The sequence below is a fragment of the Brachybacterium halotolerans genome (genome assembly GCF_016623465.1).
GTDB classification, from domain to species: Bacteria; Actinomycetota; Actinomycetes; order Actinomycetales; family Dermabacteraceae; genus Brachybacterium; species Brachybacterium halotolerans.
In genome coordinates this window covers 861,361-876,159 of sequence record NZ_JAEDAJ010000001.1, presented here as the reverse complement: position 1 = coordinate 876,159, position 14,799 = coordinate 861,361, and the positions used below count along the sequence as shown (strand labels likewise).

Here is a 14,799-nt window from a genome sequence, read left to right as displayed (position 1 = left end):
ATGCCGACACACCGTGACGAGTCCTCCGCGGTCACCGCCTCCGCGCCCCTCGCGCTGCGCTTCACCAAGGGGCACGGCACCCGCAACGACTTCGTGGTCCTCGACGACCCGGAGGGCGCTCTCGCGCTCGACGCCTCCGTGGTCGCGGCGCTCGCGGACCGTCGCGGCGGCATCGGAGGCGACGGCGTCATCCGCGTGGTGCGCACCCGCGCCGCCGGCATCGACGCCCCCGCCGACGCCCCCGAATGGTTCATGGACTACCGCAACGCCGACGGCTCGATCGCCGAGATGTGCGGGAACGGCGTGCGCGTGTTCGCCGCCTTCCTCTCGCGCGCCGGGCGCCTGCCCGGAGGCGAGGCGCCCCTGGACATCTGGACCCGCTCCGGCGTGCGCCGCCTCGAGGTCCTCGCGGATCCGCCGACCCCGGGCGACCCCTGGCAGGTGCGCGTGGGCATGGGCCCCGCCGGCGTGTCCGACGGGCCCGCCCGCACGGTGCGCATCGCCGGGCGCGAGCTGCCCGCGTGGGACGCGGACATGGGCAATCCCCACGCGGTCGTCGAGCTGCCCGAGGACCTGGTCCTCGAGGATCTCGACCTGACCGTCCGCCCGGGCCTCGACCCCGAGCCCGAGCACGGGGCGAACATCGAGTTCGTCGTCCGCCGCGGTCCCGCGCACGTGGCGATGCGCGTCTTCGAGCGGGGCGTCGGCGAGACCCAGTCCTGCGGGACGGGTGCGGCGGCAGTCGGCGTGGTCTCCGCCCTCTGGGCCGGGGACGACGGCAGCGGACCCTGGCGGGTCGACGTGCCCGGCGGGACCCTCGAGGTCGCCCGCACCGAGGACGGCCAGGTCACCCTCGCCGGCCCCGCGCAGCTCGTGGCCGACGGGGAGACCGCGCTCCCGCACGCCTGACCGGTCCGGATGGGCGATCGGCCATCGATCGTCCGGTCGGCTCCCGATCGTCCGGTCGGCAGCCGATCGCTCGATCGGATGCCGCGCGGCTCACGCTCTGCAGATCGGATCGCGTCGGATCGCGCGCCGTGCTCGCATGCGCCCGGGAGGGGTGCGCTCAGGACCCCGCGAGCTGTCCGACCTCGAGGATCCGGAAGCCCTTCGCGCTCGCGACCTTCTGCACCGTGCGACCCGGCAGCTGGTCGTCCAGCCATGCGGCCAGGGGATCCGCGCCGAGGTTCTTGCCGACCACGAGGCCGGCGGTCCCCTGCGCGGAGAGGCGTCCGCACCAGCGCAGCAGGAGATCGTGCAGCTCCTGCTTGCCGATCCGGATGGGCGGGTTCGACCAGATGGTGTCGAACAGCAGGTCGGAGGGGACGTCGTCGGGTGCGGCGACACGCAACCGCAGACCCAGTCGCTCGGCGTTCTCCGCGGTGATCTCGCGGGCGCGCTCGGAGACGTCGACCGCCCAGACGTCTGCGTCCGGGTGGAGCAGCGCGGCGCTGAGCGCGATCGGCCCCCACCCGCAGCCCAGATCCAGCATCCGCGCCCCGGACGGCACCGGGGCGAGCGTGTCCAGACGGTCCAGGAGCACCGCGGTCGCCTTGTCCAGCCCGCGTGCGGAGAACACCGCGCGGGAGGTGAAGAGGTCCCTCTCGGCGCCCGCGAGCCGCGCGGTCAGCGGCAGGCGGGAGGCGTCGGTCGCGCTGGTGGGGGAGAAGTAGTGCTCGGACACGGACACAGCGTACGCATCCGGCGCGCCGGGACCGCGTCGGCCGATGCGCCCTGGGCATAAATCTCTCGCCCCGCGCGCCGCGCCGTGGGATTCTTGATGCTAACGATCCGCCCTGGCGGATCCCCGCAGCACCCGCCCGACGCACCCCACAGGAAGAAGGCCGCCACCGTGCCGATCGCTTTTCACCCGGATTCCGAGAACGCCCCCGCGCAGGAGCACGGCGGCGAGGAGGTCGCCGGAGCGGACGAGCGCACGAGCAGCGACCCCCTGACCCGTCGGATCCTCGCGCGCGGCGACGCCTCCGTCTCCGCCGTCACCTACGCCTCGGACACCGACGGCGAGCAGCTCGACCTCGCCGACCGCCGCGCCCTGCGCCGCGTCGCGGGCATCCGCACGGACATCGAGGACGTCACCGAGGTCGAGTACCGCCAGCTGCGCCTCGAGCGCGTGGTCCTCGCCGGCATCTACACCTCCGGCAACTCCGATGACGCCGAGAACAGCCTGCGGGAGCTCGCCGCGCTCGCCGAGACCGCCGGCTCCGAGGTGCTCGACGGCGTCATGCAGCGCCGCCAGCACCCCGACCCCGCGACCTTCCTGGGCAAGGGCAAGGCCGCGGAGCTCGCCGAGATCGTTGCCGAGACCGGTGCGGACACCGTCGTGGCCGACGGCGAGCTCGCGCCCAGCCAGCGCCGAGCCCTCGAGGACATCGTCAAGGTCAAGGTCGTCGACCGCACCGCGCTGATCCTCGACATCTTCGCCCAGCACGCCAAGTCCCGCGAGGGCAAGGCGCAGGTCGAGCTCGCGCAGCTCGAATACCTGCTGCCGCGCCTGCGCGGCTGGGGCGAGTCCATGTCCCGTCAGGCCGGCGGGCGCGTCGCCGCGGGCGGCGCCGGCATGGGCTCGCGCGGACCCGGCGAGACGAAGATCGAGCTGGACCGCCGTCGCATCCGCACGCGGATGTCCAAGCTGCGCCGCGAGATCAGGGACATGGCCCCGAGCCGCGAGGCCAAGCGCGCCGACCGCCACCGCCGCGAGGTGCCCGCCGTCGCGATCGCCGGCTACACGAACGCCGGGAAGTCCTCGCTGCTGAACCGGCTCACGAGCGCCGGCGTCCTCGTGGAGAACGCCCTGTTCGCGACGCTGGACCCGACGGTCCGACGGGCCCAGACGCCCGACGGCCGCGAGTTCACCTACGCCGACACGGTGGGCTTCGTGCGACACCTGCCCACGGAGCTCGTCGAGGCGTTCCGCTCCACCCTCGAGGAGGTCGGCGACGCCGACCTGCTGCTCCACGTGGTGGATGCCTCGCATCCCGATCCCGAGGGCCAGATCCGGGCGGTGCGCGGTGTGCTCGCCGACATCGACGGTTTCGACGTCCCCGAGATCATCGTGCTGAACAAGGCCGACATCGCGACGCCCGAGACGATCGCGCGCCTGCGCAGCCTGGCGGGGGAGTCCGCCGTGGTCTCCGCGCGCACGGGCGAGGGGGTCGACGAGCTGCGCGACCTCATCGCCGAGCGCCTCCCGCGGCCGGCCGTCGAGATCGACACGGTCGTGCCGTACACGCGCGGCGACCTCGTCTCGCGCGCCCACTCGACGGGGGAGATCCTCGGCGAGGAGCACCTGCCCGAGGGCACGCGCCTGCACGCGCGGGTCGACTCCGCGCTCGCCGCGGAGATCCGGTCGCTCGTCGACGCCTGAGGCGCTGTGCCTGAGGGGCCGCTCCCGAGGACATCGGCCCCTCCCCGGCCGACGTGACGCGTCACCTCCGCGGCCCCCGACGCGCCTCGGCGATGCGCGCACGGCCCGCGGCTAGGGTGGGCCGGTGCCTGCCGCCCGTGAAGCCTCCGCGTCGCCGATCGCCGATCTCGACGTGCTCATGGACGCCGCCGTGGCGGGCCTGGAGGGGACGCGCCGCGAGGGCCAGACCCGGATGGCGAACGCGGTCGACACGGCCCTCGAGGGTCAGCGTCACCTGCTGGTCCAGGCCGGCACCGGCACGGGTAAATCACTCGCGTACCTCGTGCCCGCACTGCGCCACGCGGTCGTGACGGGACGGCCGGTCGTGATCTCCACGGCGACCATCGCCCTGCAGTCGCAGATCGTGCGCAAGGACCTCCCGCGCATCGTCGAGGCGCTCGCCCCGCACCTCCCGCGCACCCCCACCTTCTCCCTGCTCAAGGGGCGCGGGAACTACCTGTGCCTGCACAAGATCGACGGCGGCTACCCGAGCGACATCGACCCCGGGGCGCTCTTCTCCCAGACCGCCGCCGATCCCGCGAGCGGCTCCTCCGAACGCCTCGGGGAGCAGGTGAAGCGGCTGCGCGAGTGGTCTGCGCTCACCGACACCGGCGACCGCGACGATCTGGACATGCCCGTCTCCGACCGCGCCTGGCACCAGGTCTCGGTGACCGGCTCGCAGTGCCTGGGAGGGCACTGCCCGCTCGTGGACCAGTGCTTCGCCGAGCGCAACCGCGCCGTCGCCCGTGAGGTCGACCTCGTGGTCACCAATCACGCGCTGCTCGCGATCGACTCCTTCGACAACCACGGCATCATCCCCGACCACGACGCCGTGGTCTTCGACGAGGCGCACGAGCTCACCGCTCGCGTGACGAGCGCCGTCACCGACCAGCTGACCGTGGGCATGGTGCGCGGAGCCGTGCGCGAGCTGCGCGGTCTCGGCGTCGCCGCGACCGCCCTCGACGACGCCGGCGAGGAGCTGAACACGGTCCTGCCCGAGCTGCCCGACGGACGCGTCATGGGCGCCCTGCCCACAGCCGCCACCGACGCCCTCACGCACCTGCGCACGGAGGCGCGCGGCGCGCACGCCGACGCCAAGGACGCGGGCGGCGACGCACCGACCGCGGCCGGCGCCCGCAAGGCGGTGCGCGCGAACCTGCAGGAGATCGTCGATGTCTGCGAGCGCCTCACCGCGCCCGACGAGGACGACGTCGTCTCGGTCTCCCACTCCGAGCGCACCGGCCGCTCGAGCCTCCAGGTCGCCCCGCTCGACGTCGCGGGCGCCATGCGCGGACGCATCCTCGAGGACACCACCGCCGTGCTCACCTCCGCGACGCTCGCCCTGGGCGGACGCTTCGAGCCGCCCGCCCGCGCCATCGGCCTGGGCTCGCGCCGACGCATGGACGCCGAGGACGTCCCCCCGCTCGAGGACCGCAGCGCCTGGGCGGGGATCGACGTGGGCAGCCCCTTCGACTATCGCCGCCAGGGGATCCTCTACGTCGCCTCCCACCTGCCCGCGCCCGGCCGTGAGGGCCCGTCGCTCGCGATGCTCGACCACCTCACCGAGCTCGTCGAGGCCTCGCACGGCGGGGCGCTCTGCCTGTTCTCCTCGCGGCGAGGAGCGGAGGCCGCCGCCGAGCACGTGCGCGCGCGGCTCGACCTTCCCATCGGCCTGCAGGGGGAGGACTCCCTGCCCCGGCTCGTCGAGCAGTTCCGCGGCGACGACACCGCGAGCCTGTTCGGGACCATCGGGCTGTGGCAGGGCGTGGACGTGCAGGGACGCACCTGCCGCCTGGTGACCATCGACCGTCTGCCGTTCCCGCGTCCCGACGATCCGCTGACCTCCGCGCGCTCCGAGCGGGCGGACGCGGAGGGCGGCAGCGGGTTCATGCAGGTCTCGGTGCGCCACGCCTCGCTGCTGCTCGCGCAGGGGGCAGGGCGACTGATCCGCTCGCACGAGGACCGCGGCATGGTCGCGGTGCTCGACCCGCGTCTGCGCACCAAGCGCTACGGGGCCGTGCTGCGCGAGGCGATGCCGCCGCTGTGGCCCACGCAGGATCCCGAGGTCGCCCTCGCCGCCCTTGGACGACTGGCCCGCGCGGGGGAGTGAGCGCGGGGCGATGGGCGCGCGTCAGACGGCGCGCAGCACCGCGACGACCTTGCCGAGGATCTCGGCGTGGTCGCCCAGGATCGGGGCGAACGCGGGGTTGTGCGGCATCAGCCAGACGTGGCCGTCGCTCTGTGCGAAGGTCTTGACCGTCGCCTCCCCGTCGATCATCGCCGCCACGATCTCGCCCTTCTGCGCGACCGGCTGCGAGCGCACGACGACCCAGTCGCCGTCGCAGATCGCGGCGTCGACCATCGAGTCCCCGACGACCTGCAGCAGGAACAGCTCCCCGTCGCCCACGAGCTGCTGGGGGAGGGTGAAGACGTCCTCCACCTGCTCCTCGGCGGTGATCGGGATGCCGGCGGCGATCCGGCCGACGAGCGGCACGCTCACCGATGCGGATGACGCGGCGGCGCCGATCGCCTCGACGGGCGCGAGGGTCGGCTCGCCGGCGTCATCGGGCAGCACCACCTCGAGCGCGCGCGGGCGCTTCGGATCGCGGCGCAGGAAGCCCTTGCGCTCGAGCGCCTGGAGCTGATGGGAGACGGAGGAGGGGGAGGTGAGGCCGACGGCATCGCCGATCTCGCGCATGGTCGGCGGGTAGCCGTGGCGCTCGATGGCGGCGGTGATCGTCTCGAGGATCCGTCGCTGGCGCGCGGTGAGGCCGTCGTCGGTCAGGTCGGGACCAGGGGTCGTCGGGGTCATCTGAGCGGCTCCTCGCTTCGTCTGTCCCACCCCTGCGATTCAGTGGGACTCGTCGCTCAGCCTAGGCGTCGGGCGGCTTGATTCCAAACATGTGTTCGAGAAAGGTCTTGCGTGTCGCGCACGACGGGCCTACAGTCGTACACGTATTCGATCGAACAGGAGTTCGGACAATGGCCACCATGCTTCCCCTCCCCACCTCTTCGGCCCACGCCGAGCAGGCCTCTGCTCGCAAGGGTGTTCGACTGCAGCTCACCCGTCGCGGCCGCATCCTGCTGGCCGCCATCGCGTTCCTCGCGGGGATCCTCGTCGCCCTGCTGGGCGTCCTCGTCCTCGGCGTCCCCTCCGCCTTCGCGGGCGATCCGCAGGAGCCGGTCACCGTGACCGTGCAGGCGGGGGACACCCTCAGCGACTACGCCGAGCAGTACGCGCCCGCCGGGGAGGACCCGCAGGACTTCGTGCGCGAGATGCGTTCGCTCAACGGCCTCTCGAGCCCCCGCATCACCGAGGGGCAGTCGCTCGAGCTCCCCGAGGGCAGCGTCGACGCCGCCTGAGTCGGCGCCCCCTGATCCGTCAGGGGCAGTGCGACGGGAGCCTCATGGGTCTGCTCTCCGCCCCGCGGTGCGCCCGGTAGGCTGGAGGACGTGCACTGCCCGTTCTGCCGCCACCCCGATTCGCGCGTCGTCGACTCGCGCACTGCCGACGACGGCGCCTCGATCCGGCGTCGCCGCCAGTGCCCGAACTGCTCGCGGCGCTTCTCCACGATCGAGACGGCATCCCTCGCGGTCGTCAAGCGCTCGGGAGTGAGCGAGGCGTTCAGCCGCTCCAAGGTGATCTCCGGAGTGCGCAAGGCCTGCCAGGGTCGTCCGGTCAGCGACGATCAGCTGGCCGTCCTCGCCCAGCGCGTCGAGGAGACCATCCGCCAGAGCGGCCAGGCCGAGGTCGACGCCCACGCCGTGGGCCTCGCGATCCTCCAGCCCCTGCGCGAGCTCGACGTGGTCGCGTATCTCCGGTTCGCGAGCGTCTACCAGGGCTTCGATTCCCTCGACGACTTCGAGTCCGCGATCTCGGAGCTGCGTCAGGACGCGTCCGCCGGCAGCGGAGGCGCGGCGTCCTGAGTCGCGGAGCGGCCCGTCGGCGCTCGATACGAGGCCTGCGAGCCGCGGGAATCGTGGGGGATCCGTGTCGATCGGTGGAAAACGGTCCGAAGCACGGCCGTCATGCCCTTAAGATGTTCAGGGTGCGCCCAGCGGGCGCGCCGCCGACCGGCGGTCGTGGAGGGGAAGCCACGGCCGCCGGTCTTCTCATGTCCGGGGTGAGGAATCGACCGCGGCGCCGGTGAGACCCGCCGGGAGCTCCCGAGCGTGCACCACGTCCAGGCGCTGGGTCGCACGGGTCATCGCGACGTAGAGGTCGCCGGCGCCGCCCTCGGAATCGGCGAGGATCTCCGCGGGCTCCACGAGGACCACCCCGTCGAACTCGAGACCCTTGGCGTCCTGCGGGGTCATCACGGCGATCGGGTCGTCGATGCCGCGGCTCCCGGTGCCGATGCGGCCCAGTCCGTCCCGTGCCCGCAGCGCCCGCACGACATCCTCGAGCAGCCGTCCGGGAGTGAGGACGACGAGGCGCCCGATCGCCTCGGCCTGCTGCGCGGCGACGGCGTCGGCCACGGCGTCCGGCAGTCCCGCTTCGTCGGCCGAGTGCAGCAGCACCAGCCAGTCGCCCTCGCGCACCGAGGTGACCTCGGTGATCGGGAGGTCGCGGGACTCGGCCACGGCCTGCGCCACGTCCATGATGCGACGCGGCGTGCGGTAGTTGACGCTCAGCGGCTCGACCTCGAGACGATCCTCGACGTAGGGGGCGAGCGCGCGCTCCCACGAGGTGGTCCCCGCCGACGACGAGGTCTGCGCGACGTCGCCGACGATCGTGAACGACTTCGAGGGGCAGCGGCGCATGAGCGTGCGCCACATCATCGCCGAGAGCTCCTGCGCCTCATCCACGACCACGTGCCCGTAGGTCCAGCTGCGGTCCTCCGCGGCCCGCTCGGCGAGCGTGCGGCCGTCGGAGGCCCGGTCCATGCGGTCCGCGAGGTCCTCGTCGCGCACGATCCCCGAGGTGTCGATGTTCTCGATGACCTCGCGCGCATAGTCGAGATCGGCCTCGCGGCGTCGGCGGGAGCGCTCGGCGTCCGCCTGCTGGACCTGGTCGTCCTCGCCCAGCAGCTCCGCGACCTCGTCGAGCAGGGGCACGTCCTCAATCGTCCACGGCGCGTCCTTGGAGCGCACGAGGAGGTCGAGATCCGCGCCGGCGAGGGAGCGCGGCGCGGCCGCGCGCAGCCGCTCGGGATGCGCGAACAGGACCCTCAGGAACGACTCCGGGGTGTACGGCAGCCACGCCAGGTTCAGCGCGCGGCGCACCTCCGGGTCACGGCGAAGGTCGTCGAGGTACCCCGGTCGGTCCTCCGGGATCACCGTGGTCCCGCGGCGGGAGAGCTCCGCCTCGTACTGCTGGACCAGCCGGTCCAGGGCCGCGCGCACGAACACGGCGCGCGCGGCGTTGTGCGGCTTGTGCGTCGAGCGGGCCTCGCGGCGGGCCTCGGCCAGGATCTTCCGGGTGATCCTGAGGGGCGTGCCGTCGATCGACAGCTCGAGATCCCGCTCCGGCACCAGCTGACGCTGCTTCACCGCGCGCGAGAGCAGCTCGGCGATCGCGCCCGCGCCCTTGAGGCGCGCGACCTCGGGCGCATCGTGCAGCGTCGTCTCCACACCGGGGAAGAGCCCGCCCGGGGTCGACATCACCACGCCGGACTCGCCGAGGCTCGGCAGCACGCGCTCGATGTAGCGCAGGAAGCCGCGCGTGGGGGCGACGATCAGCACGCCCGAGTGCTCGAGGCGGCGGCGATGGGTGTAGAGCAGGTAGGCGGCGCGGTGCAGGGCGACGGCGGTCTTGCCGGTTCCCGGCCCGCCCTGGACGACCATCACCCCGCGGTTCGCGGAGCGGATGATGCGGTCCTGCTCCGCCTGGATGGTGGCGACGATGTCGCCCATGCGCCCGGTGCGCTGCGAGGACACAGCGGCCAGGAGCGCGCCCTCGCCCTGCAGCACGACCTCCTCACCTCCCGCGCCCTGCGCGAGCATGGACTGGTCGAGCACGTCGTCCTCGAGTCCCACGACGGCGCGCCCCTGGGAGATGAGGTGGCGGCGCAGACGCACGCCCAGCCGCTCGAGGCTGGTCGCCTGGTAGTAGGCGGCCGCGGCCGGGGCGCGCCAGTCCACGAGGAGCTGCTCGCGCTCGGGGGTGAACAGGCCGATGCGGCCGATGTAGTGGCGCTCGCCCTCGTCCGTGTCGAGCCGGCCGAACACGACGCTCGAGCTCACCGTGCGCAGCAGCGCGAGCCGGTCCTCGTACAGCGCCATGAACGCGTCCCGCTCGGAGCGGTTCTGATGGGTCGCCGCGTCCTGCGATCCCTGGACCTCGTCCAGGCTGGTCTGGATCTGCGCCATCAGCTCGTCCACGCGCGCGTACAGGCGGTCCGCGTAGTCCTGCTCGAGGGCGATCTCACGGGCGACGTGCGCCTCCTCGCTCGCTGGCGCATCTGGCCGGGGTTCTGCTGGCTCCACGGGGCGTCCTTCCGGTGGCCGCGCGCACGAGGGGGTGCCGCCCTGATCCTGTGCGCGCGATGACATGGCGATCCATTATGGTGGAACGCGTCGAACGCGGGGAAAAGCCCTGCTCGACGGCGACTGCGAGGAGCGAGGTGCATCGATGCGTGACCCCCGTGACCTCTACGCCTACGAGTCCGCGGATGTGATCGCCGCGGTTCCCCGCGGCCGCCTGACGCTCGTGCACGCACTCCCGGGTCTCGTGGACGCCGGCAACTCGTGCCGGATCGCCTCGACCTACCTCAAGGACTCCCTGCGCCACGTGCGGATCGTGACCTTCGACGTCGACGAGCTCGTGGACTACCGCGGCTCCCGCCCGCAGGCGGTCTTCGACGGCGCGGTGTACACCGAGGTCACCGTCCCCGAGATGTCCCTGTACCTCATGTACGACGAGGGCGACCGGCCCTTCCTCTACCTCGACGGCCCCGAGCCGGACCTGCAGTGGCGCCGCCTCAGCCAGGCCGTGATCGACCTCATCGAGTTCTTCGACGTCGAGAAGGTCGTGGGCATGAGCGCGATCCCCATGGCCATGCCGCACACGCGGCCGATCGCCATGATCACCCACGCCAACGACCCCGACCTGATCCCTGCGCACGAGCCCGAGCAGGGCGGGGAGATCGTGGTCCCGGCCTCGTTCGGCGCGCTGCTCGAGCACGAGCTCGGCAAGGCCGGGCACCCTGCGATCGGCTACGCGGCGCAGATCCCGCACTACCTCACGCGCACCGACTTCCCGGCGGGCGCGCTCGCGCTGCTGCGCCGTGTCAGCGAGGGCGCCGGTCTGGACATCCCGCTGGTGGACCTGGGAGATCTCACCGAGGCCGCGGGCGCGGCGCTCGAGAGCACCCTCACCGACAACGAGGAGGTGCTCAGCATGGTCGCGGCCCTCGAGGAGCAGTACGACGCGCAGTCCACCGAGAGCGACGGCGTCTTCAGCACCACGATGGACCTGCCCACGGGCGAGGAGCTCGCCGATCGCTTCGAGCGCTTCCTCGCCGGCGAGGAGGACGACGGGCCCGGCGGCGGATCGGGGCGGGGGCCCGGTTCCGGCCCCGAGGTCCCCTGAGGACGGACCCGTCGGCCGCACCGGCGACCCGCCGTGCGCCGGTCATCACGCGCCCCCGGCGCGCGCAGCAGAGCACCATCGCAGGACACAGGAAGTGACGCTTTCCATGGCAGAGAGCACCGTGCAGGGCACCGTGAAGTGGTTCAACGGAGAGAAGGGCTACGGCTTCATCGAGGTCGACGGGCCCGGGGCCGACGTCTTCGTGCACCACAGCCGCATCGACATGGACGGCTACCGCACCCTCGCGGAGGGCCAGAGGGTCGAGGTCGACGTGGTGCCCGGCGAGAAGGGGCCGCAGGCCGAGCAGGTCCGCCCGCTCTGAGGTCCGGCCCTCCTCCCGGGAGGGACCGGCCGCCGCGCATCAGCCCTGCGCAGCGCCCTCGAGCACCGTTCCCGGGGCGGCGATCCGCGCCGCGTCCTCCCCAGCGGCCAGTCGCACCGCCACAGGATCCGAGCGCAGCGCCCGGTCGAGCGAGGCGGGCAGCGGGGCGTCGGAGGCGAGCAGCACGCAGTTCCCGCGCCGCCTGCCCTTGAGATGCGCCGGCTCGGCGATCGCGCCGACATGCGCGAACACGCTCGAGAGTGTGGTCAGCTCGTCGGCGAGAAGTCGCGATCCGGGGCGGGAGGCGCAGTTGGCCAGGTAGAGGCCGTCTGCGGTGAGCACCCGGCGGGCGTGGCGGGCGGCGGCGACCGAGGTGAGCGAGGACGGGGTGCGATCTCCCGCGAAGACGTCGCGGGTGAGCACGTCGAAGCGGTCCTCGCGCCATTCCGCGAGCGCATGCGCGGCGTCGTCGACGCGGATCCTCAGCTGCGGGGAGCGGGGGAGGGAGAACCAGGTCCTGACGTGCTCGGCGAGGAGCGCGTCGAGCTCCACGACGATCTGGCGGGCGCGCGGCCAGTCATGGGCGAGCGTGCGGGGCAGCGTGCATCCGGCGCCGCCCAGATGCGCGACGGCGAGCTCGAGCCCGCGCCGCGGCGAGCCGTCGCCGTCCTTCCCGTCCCCGGCGCGCCTCTCGGCTGCCCAGCAGCGCATCGCCGTGCGCATCCACCGCATGTACTCGAAGACGAGGTGCTCCGGATCGGGATCCAGGTGCGAGGAGGGCACGCCGTTGACCAGGAGCAGCACCGATCCGTCGGACTCGACGACGAGCTCGGCGCTGCCGGTCGTGATGGGGATGGCCTCGCCGACGGGCCCGAGATCGGGGAACGGCGCCTCCGAGGAGCTGCGGCGACGGCCGCGGGGTGGTGGGGTCACCCGGACACTCTAGGGCCGGGAGGCGCGCGCACTGGTCTCTGCACACGGGGGCGGTGCGGGCGGACCGCGCGCGGGCCGTCGGTCCTCCCCAGGTGCCCTGCGTCCACAGCACCGACGCTCCCGCGTCGGATGTCGGTGCCTCCGCCTAGCGTTCCCACCATGACCACGCACACAGCGGAGCTCGTCCACCTGGATCAGGATCTCGCCGCCCTCGAGAGGGCCGAGGCGATGCTCGCACGCGCCCAGGAGCTCGCCGGGACCGACCCGCGCGCCTCCTACGAGCTCGTGCACCGTGCGGCGCTGCGCACCGCGGGCGTCCTCGTCACGCGGGCGAACCGGACCCGTCGGCGCAAGCTGCCGCTGAACGTGTGGACGGCGCTGGACCGCATGGGCGGGGATCGCCGGCGCTGGGCGGAGGACGCCTCGCGCTTCGTGGTCGAGCGCGACCGCCTGGACCGCGACCAGCGCGCGACCCCGGATCCCGTCCTGCTGGCACTGCACCGCGAGGGGACCCGCGCACGCATCGCCCAGGTCCGCGAGGAGCTGCTGGCCTCCCTCGCCCCCTCGGAGGCGGTTGCGCTCGCCGGATGAGGATCCAGGCACGAGGGCAACTCGGGGATCTCCGGGACCTGCCCCGCGCCGATTACCATGGTGCGCTCCGGCCCACACGCGCGGGCGCGGGGGAGGAGCAGCGGAGGGAGCACGGATGTCGGGCACGGAGGACTGCACGATCCTGCACCTGGACATGGACGCTTTCTTCGCCTCCATCGAGATCCGCGACGATCCCGCCCTGCAGGGTCTGCCGGTCGTCGTCGGGGGAGCGGGTTCGCGCGGCGTCGTCGCCGCGGCGAGCTATCCGGCGCGCGAGCGCGGCATCCGCTCCGCCATGCCGATGGTCACCGCCCGCCGCCTCGCGCGCGACCTGGTCATCGTCCCGCCGCGGATCGACCGCTACCGCGAGGTCTCCGCGCAGGTCATGGATCTGCTCCGGGAGGTGACGCCCGCGATCGAGCAGATCAGCGTCGACGAGGCCTTCCTCGACATCTCCGGTGCCCGCCGTCTGTTCGGATCGCCCGAGCAGATCGCCCACCGCCTGCGCACCCGCATCCGCGAGGAGCTGGACCTGCCCAGCAGCGTCGGAGGGTCCGTGTCCCGGGCGGTCGCGAAGATCGCGTCCGCCCGTGCCAAGCCCGACGGCATGCTGATCGTCCCGTCCGAGCAGACCGCCGCCTTCCTCGCGCCGCTGCCCGTGGGCGTCATCTCGGGCGTCGGCCCCAAGGCGCAGCAGGCCCTCGAACGGCTCGGGGTGCGCACCGTCGGTCAGCTGCGCGACATCCCCGCGGGGACCCTGCGTCGTGCCGTCGGCCCCCAGGCCCCCATGATCGCGCGGCTCGCGGCGGGGGAGGATCGCACCGGACTGGGCACGCGGGTGCGCGATCGCAGCGTCGGCACCGAGCGCACCTACGAGGAGGACCTCGTGGACCCAGCCGAGGTGCGTCGCCGCCTCACCCTCATGGCCGACGAGGTGTCCCGCAGCCTGCGCCGCAGCCACCTCGCCGCGCGGGCCGTCTCCGTCAAGCTCCGTTCGCCGGACGGCACCACCATCACCCGATCGGCCACTATGGATCAGCCGACTGCGAGCGGCGAGCGTCTTCGCGAGCACGTGGTCGCCCTCTGGGAGAGGGAGGTGCCGCGCATGCCGGCGGTGCGCCTGGCCGGGGTGCGGGCCGAGCGCCTGCAGGAGACCAGCGCGCAGCCCGCCGCGGCAGAGCTCTCCGGCCGCGGAACCGGCTGGCAGGGATTGGAGAGCGCGATGGACCGCGCGCGCGACCGCTTCGGCTCGGGAAGCCTCTCCCGCGGATCGACCCTCCGCGCGCCGGACGCAGCGGGAGAGGACGGAGTCCAGCAGGAAGGTGCCCGCGGAGACGCGTCCGGGACGTGAGAGGGAGAGTGTCATGCGGTGGGCCGCCGAGTTCCCATTCCCCAGCGGGCGGCAGTATCCTTAGGGGATCGACGATGGGGCTCGAGCCGCCCACGTCGATCGCGTTCAGCCGCAGGGAACACGGCACGGGACAAGGAGCCGGAACGATGCCGCTTTCGGAGCACGAGCAGAAGATGCTCGATGAGATGGAGCGTCAGCTCTTCGCCGACGATCCCCGGCTCGCCCGCGCCTTCCGCTCCGGCGCCCAGGACCGGCGCGACCGCCGCCGCATCGTCCTCGGCCTCGCCGGAGTCGTCGTCGGGCTCGGCGTCCTCGTCCTCGGGGTCTCCCTGAACTACATCTGGCTGGGCGTGCTGGCATTCCTGCTGATGCTCGCCGGAGCGGTCTACGCCGTGACCTCGCCGCGCAGCCGCCCTGGCGGTCCGGCCGCCGATCAGGGCGATGGGGGCGAGCAGCCCCGGCAGCCCGAGAACGGCGGCAGCGATTTCATGCGCCGCATGGAGGAGCGCTGGGAGAAGCGCTCGGGGGATGATCCCCGGGGCTGAACGCCCGCCCTCTCCACCGCGCCCCACCACCGCGTCACCACCCGCGACCCCGAGCCCTCGGCCCGGGGTCGTCGTCTGTCCGGGCCCTGTGCGGAGCTC

General features: G+C 73.2%; 14 protein-coding genes. 10 read left to right on the top strand and 4 right to left on the bottom strand.

Translation table 11 applies throughout. The features are described from left to right. Positions 1-909, top strand: a complete 909-nt coding sequence (dapF, locus tag I8D64_RS03895; RefSeq protein ID WP_200501141.1) for a diaminopimelate epimerase — start codon at positions 1-3, stop codon at positions 907-909. Between the two features lie 157 nt (positions 910-1,066). Here dapF and I8D64_RS03890 read toward each other — a convergent pair whose 3' ends face one another. Next, positions 1,067-1,684: a methyltransferase gene (locus I8D64_RS03890; protein WP_200501140.1), complete on the bottom strand. Its 618-nt coding sequence runs from the start codon at positions 1,682-1,684 to the stop codon at positions 1,067-1,069. Positions 1,685-1,780: 96 nt separating this feature from the next. Here I8D64_RS03890 and hflX point away from each other — a divergent pair, with 96 nt between their 5' ends. Further along, positions 1,781-3,385, top strand: coding sequence for a GTPase HflX (gene hflX / locus I8D64_RS03885; RefSeq protein WP_200501139.1), 1,605 nt, complete (start codon positions 1,781-1,783; stop codon positions 3,383-3,385). 178 nt (positions 3,386-3,563) lie between these two features. After that, positions 3,564-5,534 carry an ATP-dependent DNA helicase gene (locus I8D64_RS03880; protein WP_200501275.1) on the top strand — a complete coding sequence of 657 codons (1,971 nt, stop codon included), beginning with the start codon at positions 3,564-3,566 and terminating at the stop codon, positions 5,532-5,534. A gap of 21 nt (positions 5,535-5,555) precedes the next feature. Here the strand turns inward: I8D64_RS03880 and lexA are convergent, their stop codons facing one another. Continuing rightward, entirely contained in the window at positions 5,556-6,236 is a 681-nt protein-coding gene (gene lexA / locus I8D64_RS03875) for a transcriptional repressor LexA (protein ID WP_200501138.1), read from the bottom strand. Between the two features lie 179 nt (positions 6,237-6,415). On the opposite strand from lexA, the gene I8D64_RS03870 reads away from it, so the two are divergent. After that, a complete protein-coding gene (locus I8D64_RS03870; RefSeq protein WP_228358849.1) occupies positions 6,416-6,787 on the top strand; it encodes a LysM peptidoglycan-binding domain-containing protein in 372 nt (123 codons plus the stop codon). A gap of 90 nt (positions 6,788-6,877) precedes the next feature. Continuing rightward, positions 6,878-7,351, top strand: a complete 474-nt coding sequence (gene nrdR / locus I8D64_RS03865) for a transcriptional regulator NrdR (RefSeq protein ID WP_200501136.1) — start codon at positions 6,878-6,880, stop codon at positions 7,349-7,351. A gap of 186 nt (positions 7,352-7,537) precedes the next feature. On the opposite strand, the gene I8D64_RS03860 is transcribed toward nrdR, so the two are convergent. Further along, complete coding sequence (locus I8D64_RS03860; protein ID WP_343068415.1) at positions 7,538-9,853, bottom strand: HelD family protein; 2,316 nt, start codon at positions 9,851-9,853, stop codon at positions 7,538-7,540. 145 nt (positions 9,854-9,998) lie between these two features. Between I8D64_RS03860 and I8D64_RS03855 the strand changes: the two genes are divergently transcribed. Beyond that, positions 9,999-10,958 carry a PAC2 family protein gene (locus I8D64_RS03855; protein ID WP_200501134.1) on the top strand — a complete coding sequence of 320 codons (960 nt, stop codon included), beginning with the start codon at positions 9,999-10,001 and terminating at the stop codon, positions 10,956-10,958. A 106-nt stretch (positions 10,959-11,064) separates the two neighbouring features. Further along, on the top strand, positions 11,065-11,280 hold the full coding sequence (locus tag I8D64_RS03850; protein WP_200501133.1) for a cold-shock protein: 216 nt from the start codon (positions 11,065-11,067) through the stop codon (positions 11,278-11,280). 39 nt (positions 11,281-11,319) lie between these two features. Here I8D64_RS03850 and I8D64_RS03845 read toward each other — a convergent pair whose 3' ends face one another. Beyond that, positions 11,320-12,213: a fused MFS/spermidine synthase gene (locus tag I8D64_RS03845; protein ID WP_200501132.1), complete on the bottom strand. Its 894-nt coding sequence runs from the start codon at positions 12,211-12,213 to the stop codon at positions 11,320-11,322. A 159-nt stretch (positions 12,214-12,372) separates the two neighbouring features. Here I8D64_RS03845 and I8D64_RS03840 point away from each other — a divergent pair, with 159 nt between their 5' ends. The 3 genes from I8D64_RS03840 (at position 12,373) to I8D64_RS03830 (ending at position 14,700) form a co-directional block, all read left to right on the top strand. Then, positions 12,373-12,804 (top strand): SAV_6107 family HEPN domain-containing protein, encoded by a 432-nt coding sequence (locus I8D64_RS03840; protein WP_200501131.1) that lies wholly within the window; start codon positions 12,373-12,375, stop codon positions 12,802-12,804. Positions 12,805-12,919: 115 nt separating this feature from the next. Further along, positions 12,920-14,155 carry a DNA polymerase IV gene (gene dinB / locus I8D64_RS03835; RefSeq protein WP_200501130.1) on the top strand — a complete coding sequence of 412 codons (1,236 nt, stop codon included), beginning with the start codon at positions 12,920-12,922 and terminating at the stop codon, positions 14,153-14,155. A gap of 146 nt (positions 14,156-14,301) precedes the next feature. Further along, the gene (locus I8D64_RS03830) at positions 14,302-14,700 is read left to right on the top strand and encodes a DUF3040 domain-containing protein (protein WP_200501129.1); all 399 of its coding nucleotides are present in this window, start codon (positions 14,302-14,304) and stop codon (positions 14,698-14,700) included. Positions 14,701-14,799 lie beyond the last annotated feature (99 nt).

What these genes read in the sequence shown, in the direction of transcription:
- dapF (WP_200501141.1), top strand. Translation starts at nt 1, where the DNA reads ATGCCGACACACCGTGACGAGTCCTCCGCGGTCACCGCCTCCGCGCCC.
- hflX (WP_200501139.1), top strand. Translation starts at nt 1,781, where the DNA reads ATGCTAACGATCCGCCCTGGCGGATCCCCGCAGCACCCGCCCGACGCA.
- I8D64_RS03880 (WP_200501275.1), top strand. Translation starts at nt 3,564, where the DNA reads ATGGACGCCGCCGTGGCGGGCCTGGAGGGGACGCGCCGCGAGGGCCAG.
- lexA (WP_200501138.1), bottom strand. Translation starts at nt 6,236, where the DNA reads ATGACCCCGACGACCCCTGGTCCCGACCTGACCGACGACGGCCTCACC.
- I8D64_RS03870 (WP_228358849.1), top strand. Translation starts at nt 6,416, where the DNA reads ATGCTTCCCCTCCCCACCTCTTCGGCCCACGCCGAGCAGGCCTCTGCT.
- I8D64_RS03855 (WP_200501134.1), top strand. Translation starts at nt 9,999, where the DNA reads ATGCGTGACCCCCGTGACCTCTACGCCTACGAGTCCGCGGATGTGATC.
- I8D64_RS03850 (WP_200501133.1), top strand. Translation starts at nt 11,065, where the DNA reads ATGGCAGAGAGCACCGTGCAGGGCACCGTGAAGTGGTTCAACGGAGAG.
- I8D64_RS03840 (WP_200501131.1), top strand. Translation starts at nt 12,373, where the DNA reads ATGACCACGCACACAGCGGAGCTCGTCCACCTGGATCAGGATCTCGCC.
- dinB (WP_200501130.1), top strand. Translation starts at nt 12,920, where the DNA reads ATGTCGGGCACGGAGGACTGCACGATCCTGCACCTGGACATGGACGCT.
- I8D64_RS03830 (WP_200501129.1), top strand. Translation starts at nt 14,302, where the DNA reads ATGCCGCTTTCGGAGCACGAGCAGAAGATGCTCGATGAGATGGAGCGT.